Genomic DNA, 25230 nt, shown 5'->3' with positions numbered 1-25230 from the left:
GTTCCTACCGTTCCTACGGGCACCGCGCCCCGGTCACTTCTTGCTGCGCGACCCCCGCCTGCGCCGGCCGACCCAGGTCTTCGCGGCCGCGATCCGCTTCTCCTCCCGGCTGCCGGAGTAGAACAGCTCGCAGAAGGAGCGGATGGCCGCCAGCGACTTCGGGTCGCTGAGGATCACGAAGTGGTTCGAGGAGTCCACGTCGGTCTGGTGGAAGTTCGGCAGCTGCTTCTGCCACTCCTCCCAGTAGTTCACCTGGTCCAGCGCCGTGCCGTCCTCCTGGGTGGAGAAGACGGCTTCGAGCTCCCCGTAGAAGAGGCCGCTCTTGTTGCGGAAGTAGAAGCAGGTGACGGATTCCGGCCGGGCGAGCGGCCGCACGTCGTACTCCAGGACCCCGTAGGCCTCCTGGACGCGCACGTTCTGCTCCACGCGTGCGCGCAGCGCCTGCGCGGAGCCGCCCAGGCCGCGCTCCTGCGCGACGGCGATCAGCCGGTCCAGCAGCTCGTCGTCGCCCTGGCTCCAGTCCACCTCGGCGGCGGCGATGAACGCCTCCGCGAAGCGCTCCGGCGCCGGCCTGACGGCCGCGAACAGCAGGGCGTTGACCTGCTGGAGCACCATGTCCCTGCGCGACATGGTCATCTCCTTGACCCGGTCACCGTACATCGCGTCGACCATCACGACGGTCTCCACCGTCTCGCCCTGCTCCTGCAGTTGACGGGTGACCTCGTACGCGAGCAGACCGCCGAGCGAGTAGCCGCCCAGATCGTAGGGCCCCTCGGGCTGGACGGTGCGGATGATGTGCGCGTAGTGGGCCGCCATCGCCGTGATGCCGTTGAGCGGAGCGGCGTCGGACATCCAGCCGCGTGCCTGGATCCCGTAGAAGGGCCGCCCGAAGCTGTCGGCGATCGCGCCGTAGACCTCAAGACCGCCGAGCCCGCCGTGGAACCAGAAGACCGGCCGGCCCTCGGCGCCGGCGTTGAGGCGGATCACCTCGGGGAAGCGCGCCGGCGCCGCGGGGACGGCGGCCGTGGCACCGGACGGGGCGGCGGAGCCGAAGCGGCGCACGAGGTCCCGGGTGGACCGGCAGTCGGCGAGGGCCTGGAGGTCGGCCGCGGGGTCGACCTCCGTCTGGACGCCCTTCACCAGCTGCATGGCCAGGATCGAGCTGAACCCGAGGTCCTCGAGCGGGGCGTCGAGGTCGAGCGCGTCCACCGGCACGCCCAGCAGGTCGGCGACGAGAGCCGCGATCCGCTCCGCGGCGCCGGTGTGCGCCGGGGCGGCCTCGCTGCTCACGGGCAGGGCCGACGGCGCCACGGGAGCCTGCGGCCGACCCTCGGTCACCTCCGGCAGCCAGTGCCGCTTCCGGTCGAACGGGTAGGTCGGCAGCGTCCGCAGCATCCGCGGCGCCCGGCCCTCGCGCGGGACGGCGTCCCAGGGCACGCTCCCGCCCCGGGCCCAGAACAGGGCCACGTTCTCGGGCCGGTTCTCCGCGAGCAGCTCGCGGACCACCGCGTCCCCGACCCGCCCGCTCAGCAGGGCGCCGAGGTCCGAGTCGTCGCGCCGGGCGTCGCCCGTGAAGAGCGGCACCGGGGCCTGCCCGGCGGTGCCGTCCAGGTAGTGGCCGAGGCCTGCGAGGAGCTCGCCGGTGCTGCCCGCCACCAGGGCCAGACGGGCGTCCATGGCCTCGCGCCCGCTCTGCAGCGTGTGGGCGAGGTCCGCGAGGGAGAGCTCCGGCTGTGCGGTCACGAAGTCCAGCAGGCGCCCGGCCACGGCCCTGAGGCGGTCCTCGTTGCGCGCGGAGAGGACCACGACCTGCGGTGCGCCGTCGTCCGCGTACTCCTCGGCTGCGTGCCGGACGGGGATGTACTCCTCGACGACCAGGTGGGCGTTGGAGCCGCCGGCGCCGACGGCGCTGATGGTCGCGCGCCTCGGGTACTCGCGTTCCCGGCCGTCGACGTCCACCACCGGCCGGTGCCAGGGCTGCGCCTCCCGCGGGAGGTAGAACGCCGTCCCGTCCAGCGCCACCCCGGGGTTGAGCCTGTGCTGCCCGTCCTGGCCGTCCTGGTCGTTGAGCCCGCCCTGGCCGACGAACGGGACGAGCCGGCGGTGCTTGAGCTGGAGGGCGACCTTGCTGAGCTGGGCGATGCCGGAGGCCGCCTCGGCGTTGCCGAAGGTGGACTTGACCGTGCCCAGGGCGCAGAACCCCTCGTCCCGCGTGTGCTTGCCGAACACCTTGCGCAGCGCCGCGAACTCGATGGCGTCGCCCAGCTGGGAGCCGTTCGCCGACGCCTCGACGTAGCCGACCGTGCGCGGGTGGACGCCGGCCCGCTCCAGGTTCTCCTCGATCAGCTCGGCCTGCCGGTCGGGGCTGGGAACCATCGGGCCGTTGGTGCGGCCCTTGTGGTTGGTGGCGCTGGACCGGATGACGGCGAGGATCTCGTCCCCGTCCGCGACGGCCCGGGAGAGCGGCTTCAGCAGGACGGCGCCGACACCCTCGGCGGGCAGGAAGCCGTCCCCGTCGAGGAAGGCCCGGCTGCCCGGGTCGCTGCCGGTGAGGCCGGTCAGGCTCAGCCCGAGGAACTTCTTCGGGTGCAGGGTGAGGTTGACGCCGCCGGCGATCATCATTTCGCAGTTGCCCCGGCGCAGTTCCTCGCAGGCCATGTGGATGGCGACCAGCGAGGAGGAGCACGTCGTGTCGACGGCGAGGCTCGGCCCCTGGAGGTCGAAGAAGTGCGACACCCGGTTGGCGATGGCGCTGTAGGACATCACCGAGGTGATGGACTCGTGGACGATGTCGGAGGAGAGCAGCTGGTACTGCTGGTACATCGCGCCGACGTAGACCCCGACCCGGCTGCCGTACGCGGTGCGCAGGCGGTCCCGGGTGTAGCCGGAGCCCTCCAGGAGGTTCCAGACGCACTCCAGGAACAGGCGCGTCTGCGGGTCCGTGATCGCCGCCTCGCGGGGCGAGACGTTGAAGAACAGCGAGTCGAAGTCCGCGACGCCGTCGATGAACCCGCCCCACCTGGTGGGGGTCCGGCCGGGCCGGTTCGGCTCCGGGTCGTAGTAGAGGCTGTGGTCCCAGCGGTCCTCGGGGACCTCGGTGACGCAGTCGCGGCCCGCGAGCAGGTTCTCCCAGAGCTCGTCGAGGTCGTTGGCACCGGGGTAGCGGCCGGCGAGGCCGACGACCGCGACGGCGTCCTCCTGCGGCCCGGCCGGCTCGGACCGCCGCTGCGGTGCGACGGCCGCCACGGGTACCGGGGCCGCCACGGGCGCGGCGGGCAGCACGGGCGCGGCGGGCGCGCCGGCGGGCTCCGGTGACGAGGCGGGGAGGCCCAGCACCGTCTCCAGCGCACCCGCGTGGGCGTCGAGGAAGTAGCCGCTGAGTGCGTCGATGCTCTGGTGCTCGAAGAAGAGCGTCTTCGACAGCGAGCCGAAGTCGGTCTCCAGCCGGTTGGTGACGGCGAGCGCCAGCACCGAGTCGATGCCGAACCGCTCGAAGGGAGCGCCCGGGTCGATCCGGTGCGCCGGTACCCGGATCACCTCGGCGAGCGTGTTCCTGAGGTACGTGACCAGCTCGGCGCGCACGGCCTTCCGGCCGGCACCCGCGGCGCCCGCGGCGGGCCGGTCCCCGGCCGGCCGGACGGCCGACCGGACGGCGGCCGGCTGTACGGCGGCCGGCTGTACGGCGGCCGGCTCGGGCTGCGGGGCCCGGTGCAGCACGGTCTCCCGGATCTTCGCGGCGTCCCCGGCGATCACCAGGACCTGGGTCCGCGGCGCGTCGAGCGCGGCGTACAGCGCCGCGAGCCCCGTGGCGGTCGGCATCGGCACCATGCCCAGCCGCTCGCGCATCACCGTCTCGGTGGCGCCGTCCACCCGCATCCCGCCCTCGGCCCAGAGGGGCCAGTCGACGGAGACGGAGGCACCGGAGCGCTGCCCTCGGGCCACCAGCTCCTGGCGGTGGTGCGTGTAGGCGTCCTGGAAGGCGTTGGCGGCGGCGTAGTCGGCCTGCCCGGCGTTGCCGAACACCCCGGCCGCGCCGGCACAGACGGCCAGGAAGTCCAGCGGGACGTCCTTGCTGGCCTCGTCCAGGTTGACCAGGCCCGCGACCTTCGGTGCGAGGACCTCGCGGCACTCCCCGGCGGTCTTGCGCCGCAGGAGTCCGTCCCGCAGGACGCCGGCGCTGTGGATGATGCCGTGCAGGGCGCCGTGGTCCCGCAGGATCCCGTCGACCAGCTCCCGCACCTCGTCCGCCCGGGCGACGTCCACCCGCTCGTAGCGGACGTCCGCCCCCTGCGCGCGCCACCCGTCCAGGACGGCCTCCTGCGCGGGGCGCAGCGGCGACCGGCCGGCCAGCACGAGGGTGATGTCGCGCACCGCGGCCATGTCCCGGGCGAACAGGGTGGCGACGCCGCCGAGCCCGCCGGTGACGAGGTAGACCCCGCCGGTCCGCCAGGGCACCCGGGTCTCGGGGCGGTTGTCGCCCTCGGCCCAGGTCAGCGCCTCGGTGCGGCCGCCGCGGAAGCGCAGGCAGGACTCGCCGGGGTGGCGCCGCCCGGCGGCGACCCGGGCGACCAGCTGCCCGGCGGGCTCCGCCGGGTCGACGAGGACGGCCTGGGCCAGCAGCCGCGGGTCCTCCGCCTGGGCCGACTTCAGGAGGCCGAGCAGGCCCTGAACGGTCGCCAGGCCCTCCCGGTCGGGGACGACCAGCTGCACCAGCACCCGCTCCTGCGCCCGGTCGTCCAGGAGGTCACGGACGTGGGCGAGGGCCTGCTCGGTGTACTCGGTGAACCGCTCGGCGATCCCCGTCGCGGCGGAGGTCAGCGGCAGCACCCGCACCGCCGGATCCTGTCCGGCCAGCGCGTCGGCGAGGGCGGGCAGGTCGGGCAGCAGCACGACGTGCTGCCGCGGCTCGATGGCCGCGGCGCCCGGCGCGGGCTCCCGCCAGGCGGGCAGGAAGGCGACCGACGACACCTCGGCGGTCCCTGCCGCGGACGTCTCGGCGGCCGCGCCCACCTCGCCGTCCAGGACGCGGTAGGACATGCCCCTGATCCGGGCGCGCACCCCGCCCTGCTCGTCGCAGAGGTCGATGTCGAGCTTGAAGACCTTGCCGCCCCGCTCGACGCCCGCGCTGTAGCGGATCCAGGCCCACATGGCGTCGGTGCAGGAGCCGAGTACCTCCAGCTCGTCCAGGGCGAACGGCAGCGAGGGCTTCATGCCGGACACGTCGAGGGTGTCCGCGTCGCCGGCCGCCAGCCCCATGCCGAGCGAGGCCTGGAGCGTCGCGTCGAGGAGGGCGGGGTGCAGTACGTAGTCGTCCCGGGTGGCGCGCACCGAGGCGGGCAGCGCGAGCTGCACCAGGACCTGGTCACGGCCGATGTGCAGCCGCTCGATGCCGCGGTGCGCGTCGCCGTAGCCGAAGCCGATGGCCTCGTACGCCGGGTAGAGCCGGTCGGCGGCGACCTCGGTCCGGCCGCACGCGGCCCGGATGCGCGGGAGGTCGAGCACGGCCGGGGCGACGTCCTTGAGGACCACCTGCCCCTGGCTGTGCACCACCGGGGCGGCGCCGGGGGTGTCGCCGGAGGTGCCGGAGATCTCGTACTCGGCCTCGTCGTGGCCCCTGGGCACCAGTGAGGTGGTGAGGGTGACGGGTTCCGCGCCGGCGGTCACCGGGCGCGCCCAGACGACGTTGCGCAGGGCCAGGCCGGGGCCGTCCTGGGCCGGCCCGCCGAGGGTGAGGGCGGCGGCGGCCCGGGCCATCTCCAGGCAGGCCACGCCGGGGAGGACCTTCCGGCCCTTCACCACGTGGTCCCGGAGGAAGAACTCCTCGCCGGTGAACTCCGACCGGTAGCGCCGGGAGCGGAAGTCCGAGGCCTCGGAGTGCAGCAGCGGGTGCGTGCCGGCCCGGGTACCGCCGTGCGGGCCGGCCGGGAGCGCCGGGCGCTGCTCCGGCGCCTGCGGCACCCAGTACCGCTCGCGGGCGAACGGGTAGGTCGGCAGCGGGACGCGGGTGTACTGCCCGTCGGCGAAGAGCGCGGCGTAGTCCAGGCCGTAGCCCTGGACGTAGAGGTCCGCGACGGTGGCGAGCAGCTCGGCGAGCGAGCCGGGGTCGGTGCCCGCCGCGGCCTGCCGGATGCACTCGTTGCCGAAGTTGCGCAGCGCGGCGCGCTCCTGGTGGCCCTGCGCGGGGACCTCGCCGACGCAGACGCGCGGGCTCTGCCCCTGGGCGGTCCACTGGCGCAGGCTCTCCACCAGCTCGGCCTGGTCGCGCACGACGCAGGCCAGCCGGTGCGGCAGGTGCTTGCGGCCGACGAGCAGGGTGAAGCCGATGTCGCCCGGGTCGAGGCCGGGCTGCTGCTCGCAGTGGGCGAGGAGCCGTTCGGCCTGCTCGGCCAGCTGCTCGGCGGTGCCGGCGGAGAGGGTGACAAGGTGGGCGGACGGCCCGCCGGTGCGGTGGGCCCGGTACGGGGCCTCCTCGATCACCAGGTGGGCGTTGGTCCCGCTGACGCCGAAGGAGCTGACGGCGGCGCGGCGGGTGCCGTCTCCCCCGGCCTCCCAGGGGCGGTCCACGGTGTTCACGTAGAACGGGCTGTCGGTGAAGTCGATGTGTGCGTTGCCCCGCTCGAAGTTGATCGAGGGCGGGATGCGCCGGTGCCGGAGCGAGAGCAGCACCTTGATGACGCCGGCGACGCCGGCGGCGGTGATGGTGTGTCCGAGGTTGGACTTGATCGAGCCCAGCGCGCAGTAGTCCCGCTGCTGGGTGTAGCGGCGGAAGGCCCGCTTGAGCGCGTGGTACTCGATCGGGTCGCCGAGCTTGGTGCCGGTGCCGTGGGCCTCCATCAGCTGGATGTGCTCAGGGTTGATCCCGAACGCGTCGTAGACGGAAGTCTCCAGCCGCTCCTGGGACTTGGCGCTCGGCGCGGTGATCCCGTTCGACGCGCCGTCCTGGTTGATGCCGGAGCCGCTGATCACGCCGTGGATGTGGTCCCCGTCGGCGAGCGCGTCGGCGAGCCGCTTGAGGACGACGACGCCCGCGCCCTCGCCGGGGACGAAGCCGTCGGCCCGGTCGTCGAAGGTGTGGCAGCGGCCGCTCGGCGAGAGCATGCCGGCCTGACCGGCGATCACCCAGAACTTGGGCGTGGTCTGGATGGCGACACCGCCGGCGATGGCCATCTCGGTCTCACCGCCCCACAGGCCCTGGCAGGCGAGGTGGATCGCCACCAGCGAGCTGGAGCAGGCCGTGTCGACGGAGATCGCCGGGCCCTGGAGGTCGAGGTGGTAGGAGATGCGCGCCGGCATCGCCGACAGCGCGTTACCCCACATCGACTGCGGCGGCGCCTCGCCGCCGAACAGCTGCGCGTAGCCGCTCTCCTGGCAGCCGACGTAGACGCCGACCTTGCGGCCCTGGGTGCCGGAGCCGGCGTACCCGGCGTCCTCCAACGCCTTCCAGGACTCCTCCAGGAACACCCGCTGCTGGGGGTCCATGTAGGTCGCCTCGATGCCCGAGATGTTGAAGAACGTCGGGTCGAAGCGGTCGATGTCGTCGATGAAGCTGCCGTGGTCGCAGCGCGGCGCGCCCTCGGGGTGGTAGCCCGACATGTCCCAGCGCGAGATCTTCTCGATCAGGTCGTGCCCCTGCGCCAGGTGGTCCCAGAGCTGCTCGACGCCGGGCGAGCCGCCGAACCGGCCGCTCATGCCGACGATGGCGATCGGCTCCTTGCGCAGCACGCCGGCCGGCTCGTGCGGTGCCCGCGCCGGAGCCTGCCGGGCCTGCGGCGCGGCGGCCTGGTCCGGGGCCGCCGTCTGCGCCGCCGGGAGCGGCGCGGGCCCGGCGGCCGGGGCCCGCAGCTCGGCGGGCAGCGAGGCGGTGGCCTCCGCCCGGTGGGCGCCGGCGATGTACCGGGCCAGTCGGTTCACCGAACCGTGGTCGAACAGGTCGGTGGTGGCCAGGTCGATGCCGATCTTCCGGTTGATCTCCTGGATCAGCTGCACGCCGATGATCGAGTCGATGCCGTAGTCCATGAAGGCGTCGTCGGCGGCGATCTGCGTCCGGTCGACCTTCAGGGAGAGCTTCAGCTGCTCGAAGATGACGTCCTTGACGTGCTGTTCCAGCATCTCGTCGGTGACCGACGGCGTCCGCGCCCCGGCCCGCGCGGGGCGGTGTCCCTGGGCCTCGGGCCGGGCCGGCGTCTCCTGCGCGCGGGCGGCTTGCGCGGGGGCGGCGCCCCCGGCGGCGGGGGCGCCCGCGAGCTCCTGCCGGATCAGCCCGTCGCTGTCGGCCGCGATCACCTGGTGGCCCAGCTCGTGCAGCCGCTGCGCGGGGAACGAGACCGCGCCGAAGCCCTCCTCGTCGAGCACCTCCTCCCAGGACTCGGGGGTCAGGCCCGGGCAGCCGGGGATGCGCAGCTCGGTGTCCTCGTACAGCCACCAGCCTTCGAGCAGACCGAACGTCAGGTGCGTGAAGAGCGAGTGCGCGGAGAGCTCGTTGGCGAGCAGGACGCCGTTCTCCTTCAGCGCCCCCTTGGCGTTGCGCAGCGTCCGGCGGATGTCCTTGGTGGCGTGCAGCACGTTGGTGGCGAGCACGATGTCGTACGAGCCGGGCTCCACGTCCTGGCCGGCGAGCGGCTCCTCGACGTTGAAGATCCGGTAGTCGAGGTACGGGTACCTGGGGCCGTACTCCTTCTCCGCGTACATCAGGAAGGACTTGGACAGGTCGGTGTAGCAGTACGTCTCGACGTGGGCGGCGAAGGGTTCGAGCTTCTCGAAGACCTTCACGCTCCCGCCGCCGGTGCCCGCGCCGATCTCCAGGAGGCGGATCCGCGCCGACGGATCGCTGCGCAGGATCTCGCGCACGATGCCGGCCACCGCGTCGGCCATGACGCCGTTGAAGGTGTCGGTGACGGGGTTGTTCTTGTAGATCCCCTCGACCAGCTCCATCGAGGAGTTGGGGAACATGACGTCGGTGGCGAGCACCTCGCCGGTCAGGATCCTCGGCAGGGCGCGCAGCATGGCGTCCAGGAGCAGGACCTGCGCGCGCAGGTCGGCGTTGCGCGACCACTGCGCGCTGCGCTCCTCCCACTCCGCCCAGACGTCGCGGCTGCTCACCGCGTGCACCGGGCGGGGGTGCGCGTCGTCGCCGTGCAGGTAGCCGCGGTCCAGCAGCTGGCGGACGGACTCGTCCAGCCAGCGCCGCAGCTCGTCGCCGAGCGGCAGACGGGGAGCGGCGTCCGAGAACAGGCCCACGCTCTGCAGCTGGCTGAGCAGCAGGCGGCTCAGCAGGTCGTCGTCGACCAGGGCGTCCGCGTCGCGGTCGGTGCCGTCGACGGCCGGGGCCGACGTGCCGTCCGCGATCTCCCGGCAGAGGCGGGCCAGGGGAACCCGTGTGCCCCTGAGGGCCGTGGTGATGGCTTCGCGCCGGATGATGTGCTGCATGTTACGGGTTACCCCCCTGAGCCTTGACCAGGCCGAGCTGGTCGAACGTGCCGGAAAGAAGGACGTCGAGGGCCGCCATGCCGTCGGCGGGCTCGATCGAGGCCGCGCCGGCCCTGCTCATCCGCTCCTGGTACTCCTGCGAGGCGACGATGCCGACGCTGCCCCAGTAGCCCCAGTTCATGGTCTTCACCGGGGCGGAGAGAGCGGAGCCGAGCCGGTGGGCGTAGGCGTCCTTGAACACGGAGCCGGCCACGTAGTTGCACTGCCCGGGCGCCTTGAGGAACGAGTTCATCGAGGAGAAGAAGAGGACGAAGTCCAGCGGCTCGGTCCGGAAGACCTGGACGAGGCGCACGCTGACGTCGACCTTGGCGGTGACGGCGGCGCGGAAACGCCCCTCGTCCATCCGCTCCAGGCTCTGGTCGAGCAGGACGATCGCCGAGTGGATCACGCCGTGGACGACCGGGTGGCTCTGCTTGATGCGCTCGTACGCGCCCTGCAGTGACTCCCGGTCGGCGGCGTCGGCCTGTACGTACCGGGGCTCCGGGCCCAGCCGGCCCAGGCGCTCCAGCTTCTCGCGGATCGCCGCGTCCTCGGCCCGGCGGCCGATCCAGACGACCTGCGCCCCGTAGCTGCGGATCATGTGCTCGGTCCACGCCTCGCCGATGCCGCCCGCGCCGCCGATCACCACGTACGTGCCGCCTTGCCGGTACACCGGGTGGGCGCCTGGCGCGGAGTTGTCGGCCGCGACGCTCTCCCGGATCGGGAGGAGCGCCTGCTGGTACCAGCGCTTGCGGCGGTACGCCCAGACGCTGCCCCGCTCCTCGCAGGGCAGCGCGAACAGCTCCGCGAGCGGCCAGTCGTACCCCTTGTCGAGGTCGGCCAGGCGCACGGTCCAGCCCGGGTACTCCTTGGCCACCGAGCCCAGCAGACCGTGCAGGCCGGCGTGGGTCGGGTCCACGGTGTCGCTGCGCCGAACAGGCAGGCTCTGCTCGGTGACGACGGTCAGGTCGAGCGTGCGGCGGCCGTAACCGAGGCTCAGCAGCGCCTTCAGCGTGCGGAAGCAGGCGTAGAGGCCGCCCTCCTGCGCGTCGACCAGCGCGTCGTCGGTGACGCCCGGCGACGTCTGCTGGGGGGCCAGCCAGACCAGGTGGGCGAGCGGGCCGCCGGCCCCGTCGAGCCGGGCGGCGATCGTCTCCACGGTGTCCGCGGGGCCGACGGGCAGGCGCTCGGCGGTCGGGTGGACGGTGCGGATCCGCTCCCAGTGCTCCTCCGTGCCGCCGGCCACGAGGACGCGGCCGTTCGGCGCGGCGGGGGTCTGCAGGGCGGGCTTCGGGACGACGTCCCAGACCGGCTTCAGCAGGATGTTCGCCGCGGCCGCCGGGGCGGAGGCGGGTGCCCCGGCCGACGGGGCCCGGGCGGGTGCCACGGCCGCGGGCGCGGGCGCGGCGGGCACGGGTGCGGCGGGCACGGCCACTGCGGGCGCGGGAACGGCTGCGGCGGGAGCGTCGGTGCCGTCCTCGGCGGGCGTGAACCAGTAGCTCCCACGGGCGAAGGGGTACGTGGGCAGCGGGACGCGGCGGGGCCGCCCGTCCGCGTACAGCTGTGCCCAGTCGACGGCCGTCCCGGTCACCCAGAGCTCGGCCAGCCGCTCGCACTCCGCCGCGGACGGGGTGCCGCCCGGGGCGGGCGGGGGGACGTGCACGGCGCCCCTCCCCCGGACCTTCCTGGCCTGACCGGTGTGGACACCGCCGGCCCGGCCGCCCTCGGCGAACCGGCTCAGCTTCTCCGCCAGCTCCCCGAGGGTGGCGGCGACCAGCGCCAGACGCTGCGTCATGGCCTCGCGGCCCAGCTGGAGCGAGTACGCCAGGTCCTTCGGGTCCAGCGACGGGTGCGACCGGACGTGGTCGCCGAGGCGGGCGGCGGCCGTCCTGAGCTGCTCCTCGCTCCTCGCCGACAGGACGAAGAGGCGGGGGGCGTGCCGCGGCTCCGGCGCCGTGTCCCCGGCGGCCTCCTCGTACTCCTCCAGGACGAGGTGGGCGTTGGTGCCGCTGAAGCCGAACGAGCTCACGGCCGCACGCCGCGCGGTGCCGGCCTCCGTCTTCCACGGCGTCAGCCCGGTGTTGACGTAGAACGGCGAGCGCTCGAAGTCGAAGTGCTCGTTGTGGCGCTCGAAGTTCAGCGTCGGCACCAGGTGCTTCTGCTGCATGCAGAGCACGGCCTTCTGGATCGAGGCGATGCCCGCGGCCGCGGAGGTGTGCCCGAGGTTGCTCTTCACCGAGCCGATGGCGCAGTACCCGACCTTGTCGGTCTGCTCGCGGTAGACGGTGGCCAGCGCCTCCAGCTCGATCGGGTCGCCCAGCTTGGTGCCGGTGCCGTGCATCTCGACGTAGCCGATGCCGGCCGGGTCGATGCCGTGGCGCCCGTAGACGTCGCGCTCCAGCTCCATCTGGCTCACCACGCTCGGCGCGGTGATGCCGTTGGTCTTCCCGTCCTGGTTGATGCCCGAGCCGAGGATGACGCCGTGGACGTGGTCGCGGTCGCGCACCGCGTCGTCGAGCCGCTTCAGCACGAGCGCGCCCACGCCCTCGCCCGGCACGAAGCCGTCGGCGCCGTTGTCGAAGGTCTTGCAGCGGCCGTCCGGCGAGAGCATCCCCGCGCCGCACATGCTGATGTACGCCTCGGGGCTCAGGTAGAGGGTGACGCCGCCGACCAGGGCCATGTCGATCTCGCCGCTCTTGAGCGCCTGCGAGGCCAGGTGGGTCGCGACGAGCGAGGAGGAGCAGGCCGTGTCCAGGGCGATGGCCGGGCCCTTGAGGTTCAGGAAGTAGGCGATCCGGCCGGCCGTGATGGCGTTGCTGTTGCTGGTGGCCGAACTCGCGTCCGCACCCTGCTTCTGCATGAGCATGCTGTACTCGTTGCTCATGATCCCCAGGTAGACGCCGCACTTCTCCCCGCTCAGCGCCCGCGGGTCGTAGCCCGCGTCCTCGAAGGCGTGGTACGCCTCCTGGAGGAAGATCCGCTGCTGCGGGTCCATCGCCTCGGCCTCGGCCGGCGGGATGTTGAAGAACAGCGGGTCGAAGACCTCGATGTCGTCGAGGACACCCATCGACCGGCAGTAGACCTTGCCCTTCTGGCTCGGGCGCGGGTCGTAGTACTCGTCCACGTCCCAGCGGGACTTGGGGATCTCCCGGACGCAGTCGCGCCCGTTGGCCAGGTTGTCCCAGTACTCCGCCAGGTTCTCGGAGCGCGGGTAGCGGCCGGCCATGCCGACGATCGCGATCGCGTCACCGCGGCGCGGGTCGGCGGCGCGCGCCTCGGCCCGGGCGGGGGCGGGGGCGGAAGCGGCCTGCTGCACGGCCGGCTGCACCGCCACAGGAGCCGGCACGGACTCGGCGGCGGGCACGGGCTTCGGCGTGGGGGTCGGCAGGACGGCGGGTGTGGCCACGGGGGCCGGTGCGGCGGCGGGGGCCGTCCCGGCGGAGGCGGTCCCGGCGGGGGCGGTCAGCCCGCGAAAGGGACGCCCCTGAGGGGCGCCTCCCTTCTCCAGCTCCCGGAGGATGCAGGCCGTCAACTCCTGGATGGTCGGGTGGTCGTAGAGCCTGGTGGCGGGCAGGTCCAACCCGTACTGCTTGTTGATCGCCTTGATCCACTCCACGCCGATGATGGAGTCGAGGCCGAAGTCGGTGAAGCTCCGGTCGAGGTCGAGCTCGTCCTCCGACACGTACAGGGCGGCGGCCAGGCTGCTCAGCAGGTCCGCCTGGACGTCCTCCTCCGAGAGGGCCGGCTGCGGCTGCTCCGCCGGCACGACGGGCGCGGCGGCCACGGGCGCGGCGGCCACGGGCGCGACGACGGCAACCGGCGCGGCCGGGGGCGCCGCCGGGGCGGGCGCCGCGGTGCGCAGCAGGTTGTGCAGGTAGGCCGCCAACTGGCGGACGGTGGGCGTGTCGTAGAGCCTGGTCGCGGCCAGGTCGAGCCCGTACTGCTTGTTGATCGCCTTGATCCACTCGACCCCGACGATGGAGTCCAGCCCGAGGTCGGTGAAGTTGGTGTCGGTGTCGACGTCCTCCTCCGCCATGTACAGGGCCTGGGCGAGGCTTACCGCCAGCTCGTCGACGAGGGTCTCCTCGTCCGGGCCGGCGAACGCCGCGGCCACCGGGGCGGGCGCCTCAAGCGGAGCCGGAGCCGGGGCGGCGGCCGGCGCGGGCGCCGGGGCGGCGGCGGCCGCGCCCACCGGCGCGAGGGTCACCGCCGGGGCGGGACGCCGCACGGGCGCCGTACCGGACGCAGTGGCCGGCTCGCCGCCGAGCGGGGCGAGGCCGATCCCCCGCGGCTTCGCGACGGCACGGGCGCCGCCCGACGGAAGGGGCGCGGTGGCGGTGACGGCGCGCCGCACCGGCGCGACCGGCTTCAGCGCGACGGGCTCGGCCACCGCGGCGGCGGCCGGGACCACGGCGGCGGGCCCGGCAGCGGAGACGGCGGGCGCGGTCACGGCCGGGGCGGCCGGCGCGGACGCCGGGGCCCAGAACCGCTTGCGGGCGAACGGGTAGGTCGGCAGCGAGACCCGGCCCGGCAGCGGCGCCGGGTAGAAGCTCCGCCAGTCCAGGCCCAGCCCGTTGACCCAGAGTTCGAGCAGCTTGCCGAACTTCCGCTTCCGCACCCAGGCCTCGATGGTGTGCGCCATGTCCTCGTCCTCGGCGAGGAAGGACACGGCGTCCTTCGCGCGCTTCACGCGGCCCCGGTACATCTCGCCGACGGCGTCCTTGCCGTCCAGGTGGTCCCGCAGCCGGGCGAGCAGCTCCTCGGCGGAGCCGGCCAGGAAGGCCAGCCGCTCGTCCAGGTGCTCGCGCCCGGTCTGGAGCGTGAAGGCGATCCCGGGCACGTCGGCGTCGCCGATCCGCTCCTCCTGCGCCCAGTCGAGGAGCCGCTGCGCCTGCTCCCGCAGCTGTTCGGCGGTGCGCGCGGTGAGCACGACGACGGACGCCAGCGGCTGCCCGGCCGGGTCGGTCTCCGCCGGGCGGGCGGCCGGGACGTACTCCTCGACGACGACGTGCGCGTTGGAGCCGCCGGCGCCGAAGGAGGAGACACCGGCGATGCGCGGGTACTCGCGGGGGCCGTCGGCGGTGTCGATCACCGGCCGCTCCCAGTCCCCGAGTTCCCGCTGGACGCGGAAGGGCGTCCCCTCGAAGTCGATGTGCGGGTTGAGCACCTCGGAGTGGAGCGAGGGGGCCAGCTTGCCGTGCTTCAGCTGCAGCAGCACCTTGGTCAGCGCCGATATGCCGGCGGCGCTCTCGGCGTGCCCGATGTTGCTCTTCACCGAGCCGATCGCGCAGAACTGCCGGTCGTCGGTGTGGCGGGAGAAGGCCTTGGTGAGGCCGGCGATCTCGATCGGGTCGCCGAGCGACGTCCCGGTGCCGTGCGCCTCGACGTAGCTGACGGTGCGCGCGTCGACGCCCGCCTTGTCCAGGGCGTGCGCGATCACGCCGCTCTGGGCGGTCGGGTTGGGCACCGTGTAGCCGTTGGTCCGGCCGCCGTGGTTGACCGCGGTGGCCTTGATGACGCCGTGGATCCGGTCGCCGTCGGCGATCGCCCGGTCCAGCGGCTTCAGCAGCACTGCGCCGACGCCCTCGCCGGGCACGTAGCCGTCGCCGCCCTCGCCGAAGCTCTCGCACCGGCCCTTGCTCGACGCGAAGCCGGTCTGCCCGAGCAGCAGGTACTTGTTCGGGTGGAGCGACAGGTTGACGCCGCCGGCGACGGCGACCTCGCAGTCGCCGAGCTGCAGGCTCTGGCAGGCGAGGTGGATCGCCGTCAGGGAGGAGGAGCACATGGTCTTGAGCGTGATGCTCGGGCCCTGCCAGTTACAGAAGTACGAGACCCGGTTGGCGATGTTCGCCGCGTTGCCCGGGATCACCCGGCCCTCGGCCATCGCCTGCTCGGTCGCACCGTACAGCTGGTACTCGTCGTACATCGCACCGACGAAGACGCCGACGTTGCCCTCGACGCCGTTCGAGCGGTGCCGGAGGAGGTCCTGCCGCGTGTACCCGGCGTCCTCCAGCGTCTCGTAGACGCACTCCAGGAACAGGCGCTCCTGCGGGTCGGTGAACTCGGCCTCGCGGGGCGACATGTTGAAGAACAGCGGGTCGAACCGGTCGACGTCGTCCAGGAACCCGCCCCACCTGTGCGAGGTCGTACCCGGCTCGGCCGTGTCCTCGGCGGAGTGGGCGCGGTGGTCCCAGCGGTCCGCGGGCACCTCGGTGATGCTGTCCCGGCCCTCGGCCAGGTTGCGCCAGAACTCGCGGAGGTCGCGGGCCTGCGGGTAGCGGCCGCCGAGGCCGATGACGGCGATGTCGGCGCTGCGCGGTGCGACCGCCGCACGGGGCTCGGACACGACGGCGGGCGCCGGAGCCGCCGGGGCCTCGGCCACGGCGGCGGGCGCCGCGACAGGCACGGACACAGGGGCGGGCACCGCCGCGGGCGCGGGAGCCGCGGCCGGCACGCCCAGCAGCTCCGCCAGCCGCTCCCGGTGCGCGTCGACCAGGTAGCCGGTGAGCTGCTTGATGTCGCGGTACTCGAAGAAGAGCGTCTTCGGCAGCCGGCCGAAGACCTCCTCCAGCTTGGCGGTCAGGTTCATCGCCATCACCGAGTCGATGCCGTACCGCTCAAGCGGCAGGTCGGCCTCGATGCGGTGCGCGGGCACCTTGAGCGCGCCCGCCAGCAGCGAGGTGACGTACCCGACGGCCCTGTCCTCCAGGCCGTCGTCCTGCCGCTCCGGTTCCGCGACGGGGATGTCGGTGCTCACTGGTCCTGTGTCCTCACCGGCCTGCTGCATCGTCAGCGCCTGCCTGATCCGGGCCACGTCGCCTGCGGCGACGAGCACTTGGTGGTGGTTCGTCTGGAGGCTGCGGGAGAGGGCCTCGATCCCGGCCGCGCGCTCCAGCAGGGAGATCCCGAAGCGGTCGCGGAGCACCGCCTCCGTGGCGGCGTCCGGGCGCATGCCGCCGTCCGCCCAGAGCGGCCAGTCGACGGAGAGCGTGCGGCCGCGCCGCAGTCCGGCCGCGACCAGGCTCTGCCGGTACTCGGCGAAGCCGTCCATGAAGGCGTTGGCCGCCGCGTAGTCGGCCTGGCCGGCGTTGCCGGTGACGGCGGCGCCGGAGGAGAACGCGACGAAGAAGTCGAGGTCCGCGTCCTTGGTGGCCTCGTCCAGGTTCACCAGGCCGCCGACCTTCGGCGCCAGGACGGCGCGGAACTCGCGGACGGGCTTCTTCAGGATGAAGTTGTCCTCGATCACGCCGGCGCTGTGGATGACGCCGTGGAGGTTCCCGGCGGTGCGCACGATCCGGTCCACCAGGGCCACGACGGCGTCCCGGTCGGTGACGTCGAGCCGGGCGTAGGAGACGTCAGCCCCCGAAGCCCGCAGCCGCTCCACGATCCGCCGTGTCCGCGCGCTCTCCGGCGAGCGGCCGGCGAGGACGAGCGTGGCGTCCTTCACCTGGCCGGCGATCTCCTCGGCGAAGATCCGCCCGAGGCCGCCGAGACCGCCGGTGACCAGGTAGACGCCGCCGGCCCGCCAGGGCGGCCCGGGGCGGTCCGCCGCGGGATCCTCGGCCCAGGTCAGCACCTCGCGCCGGCCGTCGCGGTACCGGACGGCCGTGCCGGCGGCGTGGTCCTCGGCGGTGCCGTCGCCGGTGCCGGCCGGGGTGCGGCGCTCGGCCGCGAGCAGCGCGCGCAGGGCCTCCGCTCCCGTGGCGGCGTCCACGAGGACGACCTGACCGGTGATCCGCGGGTTCTCCAGGCGGGCCGTCCGCAGCAGTGCGCCCAGCCCGGAGAGGGCCGGTGCCTGTGGCCCGTCCGCCAGCAGGACCTGGACGAGCAGCTCGGACCGCGTGCCGTCGGTCAGGACCGCCTTCGTCCGCTCGAACACCTGGAGCGCGTAGTCGGTGTAGCGCCCGCCGAGGCCGGCCGCCGGGGAGGTGAGCACCTCCACCTCGCAGCCGCTGTCCGCGGCGATCGCGTCCGCGAGGGCGCCCGCCTCGGCGAAGACCAGGGTGCGCCGCGCCCCCACGGTCGCCGGCGCGGGCAGCGCCCGCTCGCGCCACTGCGGGAAGGCCAGGACGCTGCCCGCCGCGGGCTCGGACGGCACAGCCCGGACGGCGAAGCCGGTCAGGCGCACCCGGACCTCTCCCGCGTCGTCGCACAGGTCGAGGTCGAAGCGGCGGACGGAGGTCTCCTGCGGGCCCGCCGCGCTCGGGCGGATCCAGACCCAGAGACCGGGCGTGAGGGCGCCGAACACCTCGACCCGGTCGACGGCGAAGGGCAGCAGGGTCTGCTGCGGGGCGTCCGGGTCGGCGGCCGGCATCCCCAGGCAGGCCTGGAGTGCCGCATCCGTCAGGCCCGGGTGCAGACGGGTGGAGTCCCAGCCCGGCTGCGCGGCGGCGGGGAGCACGAGGCGGGCCAGCACCTGGTCCGCGCCGACCAGCAGGTGGTCGATGCCGCGGAACGACGGGCCGTACTCGATCCCGGCCGCCGCGAACGCCGCGTAGACCTCGTCGGCGTCGAGCCGGCGCGCGCCGCACTCGGCCCGCAGCCGTGCCAGGTCGACCCGGCCGGGCGTGCCGCCGCCGGGCACGACCGTGCCGGTGCTGTGCAGGACCTGGGCCGTGGCCGGCCCGGCCGCGTCCTCGTCCGCGGCGAAGACCTCGAACCGGACGCCCTGCGCCTCGTCGGGCCGCAGCGCGACGTGGAGCTCGCGCGGGCTCCCGCCCACCCGGAACGGGCGGGCCCAGACCACGTCGGTGAGGGCCGTACCCGCCGACGGCGTCCGCCCGCCGGCCGCGGCCGCCAGCGCCATCTCCAGGTGGGCGACGCCGGGCAGGATCCGCTCGCCGCGGATCCGGTGGTCGCCGAGGAACGCCTCCTCGCCGGTGAACGTCGAGGTGTAGCGCTGCCGCCCGAACTGGGAGGTGTCACGGTGCACCAGCGGGTGCGGCGCCGCCGGAGCGGCCGCCCCGGCGCCGGCCTGCGCGCCCGGCTGCGCCTCGACCCAGTACCGCTCCTTGGCGAAGGGGTAGGTGGGCAGCGGGATCCGGAACGGCCGGTCGGGCGCGTACAGCAGCGGCCAGTCGACGGCGCAGCCGCCGGCCCAGGCCTGCGCGACGGCGGCGTGGTCCCCGGCCGCGATCCAGGAGCGGACGAGCGCCTTGCGGTCCTCGTCCTCCTCGTCCCAGGTCAGCCGCTCGGGGGCCCGGCCCCGGAAGAGGGCGGTGTCGCCGCCCCGCCCCAGGTGGGTCCGCAGGCCCCGCGCGACCGCGGTGGTGGAGTCGGCCACGAAGGCCAGCCGGTGGTCCATCGCCTCCCGGCCCACCTGGAGCGAGAAGGCCAGGTCGGTCAGGTCGAGCCCGGGCTCGTCCGCCAGGAAGGCGAGCAGGTTCTCCGCCGCGCTGTCCAACTGCGCCTCGGTCTTGGCCGACAGGGTGACGACGACGGCCGCCGAAGCGGTCCGCACACTGCTGTCACGCATTGCGATACTCCTCCAGCACGACGTGGGCGTTCGTTCCGCTGAATCCGAACGAGCTCACGGCAGCGCGCCTCGGCGCCCGGCCGGCCTGGGGCTCCCAGGGCTCGAGGCGGGTGTTGACACGGAAAGGGGAATGGGCGAAGTCGAAGTGCTCGTTGGGCGTCTCGAAGTTCAGCGACGGCACGAGCAGGCCGTGACGCATGCTCAGCAGCGCCTTGTGCACCCCGGCCACCCCGGCGGCCGCCGAGGTGTGCCCGATGTTGCTCTTCACCGAGCCGATCGCGCAGGAGTTGGTGGGCACGCCCCGCTCGCGGTAGACGGTGCCCAGCGCGTCGAGCTCGATCGGGTCGCCGAGCTTGGTGCCCGTGCCGTGCATCTCGACGTAGCCGATGGACGCCGCGTCGATGCCGTGCCGGTCGTAGACCGAACGGACCAGCTCCATCTGGCTGTTGGCGCTGGGCGCGGTGATGCCGTTGGTCTTGCCGTCCTGGTTGGTGCCCGAGGCCGCGACGACGCCGTAGACGTGGTCGTGGTCGGCTTCGGCGTCGCCCAGGCGCTTCAGCACCAGGGCGCCGACGCCCTCGCCCGGCACGAAGCCGTCGGCGTCGTTGTCGAAGGACCGGCACTGCCCGTGCGGCGAGAGCATGCCCGCCTCGGACATCCCGACGTAGGTGTCCGGCAGCAGGTAGAGCGAGACGCCGCCGACCAGTGCGATGTCGATCTCGTGGCTCGCCAGCGCCTGCTGGGCGAGGTGCAGCGCCACCAGCGAGGAGGAGCAGGCGGTGTCGATCGCGATCGCCGGGCCCTTGAGGTTGAGGAAGTAGGCGATGCGCGAGGCGGCGATGGCGTTGCTGCTGCTGGTCGCGGCGTTGGTCTCCGCGCCGTTGCGGAACACCAGGAAGCTGTACTCGTTGCCGCTGATGCCCAGGAAGACGCCGCACTTCTTGCGGCTGAGGGACTGCGGGTCGTAGCCGGCGTCCTCGAACGCCCGGTAGGCCTCCTGGAGGAACAGCCGCTGCTGCGGGTCCAGCCCCTCCGCCTCCAGCGGCGAGATGTTGAAGAACAGCGGGTCGAAGCAGTCCGCGTCCTCCAGGTAGCCCAGCCACTTGCAGGTGGTCCTGCCCTTCTGGCCGGGGCGCGGGTCGTAGTACTGCGCGACGTCCCAGCGGGACGGCGGCACCTCGCGGACGGAGTTGCGGCCGTGGCTGAGGTTGTCCCAGTACTGGCGGAGGTTCTCCGCCCCGGGGTAGCGCCCGGACATGCCGATGACGGCGGCCCGGTCCCCGGTTCGGACGGCGGGCGGTGCGGCCTCGCGCGCGGCCGGGGCCGGGGCGGGCGTGGACACGGCGGGGGTCGACACGGCGGGCGCGGGGGCGACGGGCACGGGGGCGACGGGGGTGACCGGGACGGCGGGGGTGACCGGGACGACCGGCGCGGGCTCCGCCGGAGCGGCGGGCGCAGCGGGCGAGACCGGAGCGGGCGCCGGGGCCGGCTTGACGGCGGCGGGCTCGGCCGGGGCCGGGATCTGCGTCTCCAGGTGGCCGGCCAGCTCGCGCAGCGTCGCGTAGTCGTACAGCCGCGTCGCCGTCAGCGACGTGCCGTACATCCGGTTGATCGTCTTCACCCACTCGACGCCGATGATGGAGTCCATGCCGAGCTCCACGAAGTTGCGGCCGGCGTCGATCTCTCCCGACTCCAGGAACAGGGCCTCGGCGAGGCTGCTCCTCAACTCGTCGATGAGGACGGACTTCGGGCGCACCGGCCGGGCCACGACGGGCGCGGGCTGTGCCGCGGCCTCGGGCGCCGGCTCGGCCACGACGGGGGCGGGCTCCGCCACGGGCGCGTGCGCGGCCACCGGCACCGGGGCGGCCTCCGGTGCCGGCACCGGCGCGGAGGCCGCCATCTCACCGTTCAGGAAGTCCGCGAACTCCCGCACCGTCGGGTAGTCGTAGAGCCGCGCGGCCGTCAACGCGGTGCCGTACTTCTTGTTGAGGGTCTTGATCCACTCGACCCCCACGATGGAGTCCAGGCCCAGCTCGATGAAGTTGCGGTTGAGGTCGATGTCGCTCTCCGGCAGGTACAGCGCCTCCGCGAGGCCGGCCCGCAGCTCCTGCCGCAGGACGCTCGTGGACCGCACCGGCGAGGCCGGGGGCTGCACCGCAACGGCGGAGCCCGCGGCAACCGGGCTCACAGCCGCCGGACTCGCGACCGCCGGACTCGCCACCACCGGGCTCGCGACCGGCGCGGGCCGCCCGCCCGGGCGGCCCAGCTCGCCCAGCCGGACGTTGCGCGGCTTGGCGACGGGCGAGGTGGGCGCGGCCGCCTTCGCGCCCGGGCTCTGCAGCACGATCTTCGCCCGTCCGGCGATGCCCGCCTTCACAGGCACAGCGGGTGCGGCGGGAGCAACAGGTGCAGCGGGAGCAACGGGAGCCGGCTCCACGGGAGTCAACGCCAGCGGGGCCACCGGGGCCACCGGCTCCGCCGCCGCGGGACGCTGCTGCGTGGCCCAGTACCGCTTGCGCGAGAACGGGTAGCCGGGCAGCGCCGTCAGGTGCGGCCGCTCGCCCGCGAAGAGCTTCTGCCAGTCCGGCGTGGCGCCCTGGCAGTAGAGGGCGCCGAGGGCGGCGAGCACGTCGCGGTGCCTGGCCGCCGGAATTCCGGCCGCCGCGAGCTCGGTGAGGAGTGCCTGCGCCTGGATGTCGAGCAGCGAGCGGTCCTTGCGGTCGCGCGGCACCTCGCCGCGACGGACCGTCGGCAGTTCCTCGCCGCGCGCCGCCGCGTCCAGCGCGGCGAGGGCCTCGCCGGCGTCGCCGGCGACGAGCGCGCAGCGGTGGGCGAAGTGCTGCCTGCCCTCCAGCAGGGTGTACGCGGCGTCGCCGAGGTGGGTGGCGTCGAAGTCACCCGCCCGCAGGGCCTCCCGCAGCTCCCGGATCCGCTCGTCCAGCGACTCGGGGGTCTTGGCGGACAGGACGAGCAGCCGGGCCGGGGCCTCCGCGGTCGGCGCGGGGCGCACGGCGGCCCGGTGACTCTCCACGACCATGTGGACGTTGGTCCCGCTCATGCCGAACGAGCTCACCGCGCCGAGCCGGGTGCCCTCCGCGCCGGCCGGCCAGGCCTTGGCCGCCTTGTTGACGTAGAAGGGGCTTTCCTTCCAGGCGATGTAGTCGCTGTCCTGCTCGCAGTGCAGGCTGGCGGGGATGACGCCGTGGCGCAGCGACTGGACGAGGGCGATCAGGCTGACCACGCCGGAGGCGGCCAGGGTGTGGCCGACGTTGGTCTTGGTCGAGGTCAGCGCGCAGTACCCGGCCCGGCCGGTGCGCTCCTTGAAGACCTCGTTGAGCGCGTTGACCTCCACCGGGTCGCCGAGCCTGGTGCCGGTGCCGTGGGCGACGATGTGCTCGATGCGCCCGGCGTCGATCCCGTGCCGGCGGTAGACGCTGCGGTAGAGGTTGGCCTGGGCGGCGCCGTTCGGCGCGGTGATGCCGTTGGTGCGGCCGTCGTAGTTCATGCCGCTGCCGCGGATGACGGCGAGGACGTTGTCGCCGTCGGCCTCGGCCTGCGAGAGGCGCTTCAGGACGACGACCGCGACGGCCTCGCCGAGCACCATGCCGTCGGCCCGCGTGTCGAAGGCGTGGCAGACGCCGCTCTCGGAGAGCATGCCGGCCTTGCTCGTCTCGGCGAACACCCTGGAGGTGGTCGCCAGGTTGACCCCGGCCACCACCGCGGCGTCGCACTCGCCGCTGCGCAGGCTCGCGCACGCCTGGTGGGCGGCGGCCAGGCCCGAGGAGCAGGCGGTGTTGATGGCGAGCACGGGCCCGGAGAAGTCGAGCAGGTAGGCCAGGCGCGAGGCCATGATCGCCTCGTGCTGGGCCGTGATGCTGCCCTCGCCCTGGGTCAGGTGCAGGTAGTCGCCCTGCTCGGCGCCGACGAACATGCCGATCTGCTCGTCACGGAGCCGGCGCTCGCCGTAGCCGGCGTCCTCCAGGGCCCGCCAGGCCTCCTGGAGCAGCAGCCGCTGGCGCGGGTCCATGCTCTGCGCCTCGCGCGGCGAGATCTCGAAGAACGCGGGGTCGAACTCGGCGATGCCGGGGACGAATCCGACCCTGGTCCGCTCCGGATCCTGGGCCTGCGGGTCGCTCCAGTCGGCGCGGCGGTCCTCGGGGACGGGCGACAGCACGTCCCGGCCCTGCTCCAGGATGCTCCAGAGCTCGTCCACCGACCGGGCGGCGGGAAAGCGGCCGCTCATGCCGATGACGGCGATCGCCTCCGGGCCGTCATGCTCGCTGCGCCGCCGGGCCGGCGCGGGCCGGTCCGCGCGCTCGGCCTCGGGGGCCGCCGTGACCTCGGGGGCCGCGGCGGCCGGTCGCTCGGGCCGCGTCGTGTAGCGGGCCCGCAGGGCCTCCTGCTGCTCCGCCACCAGGTGTGCCACCAGCCGCTGAGGGGTGGGGTGGGAGAAGAAGACCGAGGGCAGCACCTCGAAGCCGAAGTGCCGGCTCATGGCCCCGGCGAGCTTCGCCAGGTTGACGGAGTCGAATCCGAGGTGCGAGAGGTTCTCGTCGGCGTGGATCTGCTCGCGGGGTACCCGGAGCGTCTCACCGATCATCGTTTCCAGGTCCGACAGGACAAGGGCGTCGAGGTCCACGTGCTCCGATCCCGGGACAAGCGCGGTGTGCGCGGTGGTGGTGGCAGGTGCGGCCGGTGCCGCGGGTACAGCGGGCGTGGCGGGTACAGCGGGCGTGGCGGGTACAGCGGGTGGGGCGGGCCGTTCGCGGCCGGCGGGCGTCCGGTCCACGCCGAGCAGCCGCCGGACGCGGTCCGGTTCCCCGGCCAGGACGAGCTGTTGGGTCGAGCCCTGCCCCAGCAGCCGTTCGAAGAGCGCGATGCCCTCCTCCCGGTCGAGCAGGCGCAGCCCGCTGGAGGCGAGGTACAGCTCGGCGCCCTGCGCGTCGGCGAACCCCATGCCGCCGTCGCGCCACAGCGGCCAGTTGACGGCGACGGTCGCGCCGGAGAGCGACCCCTGCCGCACCAGCTGGTCGCGGTGCCGGGCGTAGGCCGTCTGGAAGCGGTTGCCGACGGCGTAGTCGCAGCTGCCGAAGTCACCGAGGACGGCCGAGGTGGACGAGAAGTAGCAGACGAAGTCGAGGGGTTCACCGGCGAGGACGTCGTCCAGGACGAGGGTGCCGTCCACCTTGGAGGCGAGCCGGTCCCGGAACTCCCGGGCGTCGCTGGTGAGCAGGCTGCCCTGCCCGGCGACGCCGGCGGCGTGGATGACGCCGTCGAGCGCCCCGAAGCGCTCGTGGGCCGCGGTCACGACGGCGCGCACGGCCTCCCGGTCGGCGACGTCGGCCCGGCCGTACAGGACTTCGCCGCCGAGCGCCTCGATCCGGGCGATCAGCTGCTCCCGGCGGGCGTCGAGCGGCGAGCGGCCGGTCAGCACCAGGCGGGCGGAGCGGGTCCGGGCGAGGTGCTCGGCGAAGAGCAGGCCCAGGCCGCCCAGGCCGCCGGTGACGAGGTAGGTGCCGCGCTGCTTGAGGAGGTCCTTCCCGGCGCCGGGGGTGCTCGGCCGGACCTTGCTGACGTGGCGGACGCCGCCGCGGTAGAGGGCGCTCGCCGGCTCGGCGGCGGTCAGTTCGTCCAGGAGACGGGCGAACCAGTCCCCGGGCGCCGTCCGGCCGTCGCCGTCACGGGCACCCCGGGCACCCCCGGCGTCCTGGGCGTCCCGGGCGTCCCGGGCGTCCCGGGCGTCCCGGGGGTTCTCGACGTCCTCCAGGACGGCGGTGAACCCGACGCCCGGAAGCACCCGGCCGAGGGAGCGCTCGAAGCCGAGCCAGGACTCCAGGTACGCCTCCTCCGTCCCGTCACGGAACTCCCCGGCCTGAAGGATCCGCCGGACCGTCAGCCCGGCCGCGGCCACGGCCCGGAGGAGGTGGACGGTGGCGGGGTAGGCGGCCGGACCGGCGCCGTCCGCCGGCGCCCACAGGTTGAGCAGGGCGTCGACCGGGCCGTACTGCGCCCCGATCTCCTCGAAGGCGCGGACGCAGTCGCCCGCCTCCCGGGCGTCGACCTCGTAGGAGTGGTCGGAGGTCTTCCGGAAGGCCTCGCCCCTGGTCACGAACACCAGCGTGGTGGCCGGGTCCAGGCTGCGGGCGGCGCGCGCGAGCTCCTCCTGGACGGCGCGGTCCGCGCAGAGGCAGACCAGGGTGCGCGGCGCCGCGGCCGGGCCGGGGGGCAGTGCCTCGGGCTCCCAGGACTCCGTGAACACCAGCGCGGACGGGGCCTGTTCCACCGGGGTG

The 25230-nt window shown here is 74.1% G+C and carries 3 protein-coding genes (1 of these 3 only partly in view); all 3 read right to left on the bottom strand.

Annotated features, from left to right (window positions below):
- Nucleotides 1-33: 33 nt before the first annotated feature.
- Tightly spaced (at most 1 nt apart), the 3 genes in view from ACZ3YO_RS22880 to ACZ3YO_RS22870 form a layout consistent with a single transcriptional unit that may run on beyond the window.
- On the bottom strand, nucleotides 34-9426 hold the full coding sequence (locus tag ACZ3YO_RS22880; protein WP_465572202.1) for an SDR family NAD(P)-dependent oxidoreductase: 9393 nt from the start codon (nucleotides 9424-9426) through the stop codon (nucleotides 34-36).
- 1 nt (nucleotide 9427) lies between these two features.
- Nucleotides 9428-18940 carry an SDR family NAD(P)-dependent oxidoreductase gene (locus ACZ3YO_RS22875; RefSeq protein WP_465572200.1) on the bottom strand — a complete coding sequence of 3171 codons (9513 nt, stop codon included), beginning with the start codon at nucleotides 18938-18940 and terminating at the stop codon, nucleotides 9428-9430.
- On the bottom strand, nucleotides 18933-25230 hold the 3' portion of the coding sequence (locus ACZ3YO_RS22870; RefSeq protein ID WP_465572197.1) for an SDR family NAD(P)-dependent oxidoreductase. 2345 nt of this gene lie beyond the right edge of the window; only the last 6298 of its 8643 coding nucleotides appear in the window; its start codon lies off the right edge, out of view; the stop codon is at nucleotides 18933-18935. Before ACZ3YO_RS22870 ends, ACZ3YO_RS22875 begins: the two co-directional genes overlap by 8 nt.

It is taken from the genome of Kitasatospora sp. NPDC022785 (genome assembly GCF_055561295.1).
Note: the sequence above shows the minus strand (reverse complement) of the source record. Positions and strands in the feature narration are given on the sequence as shown.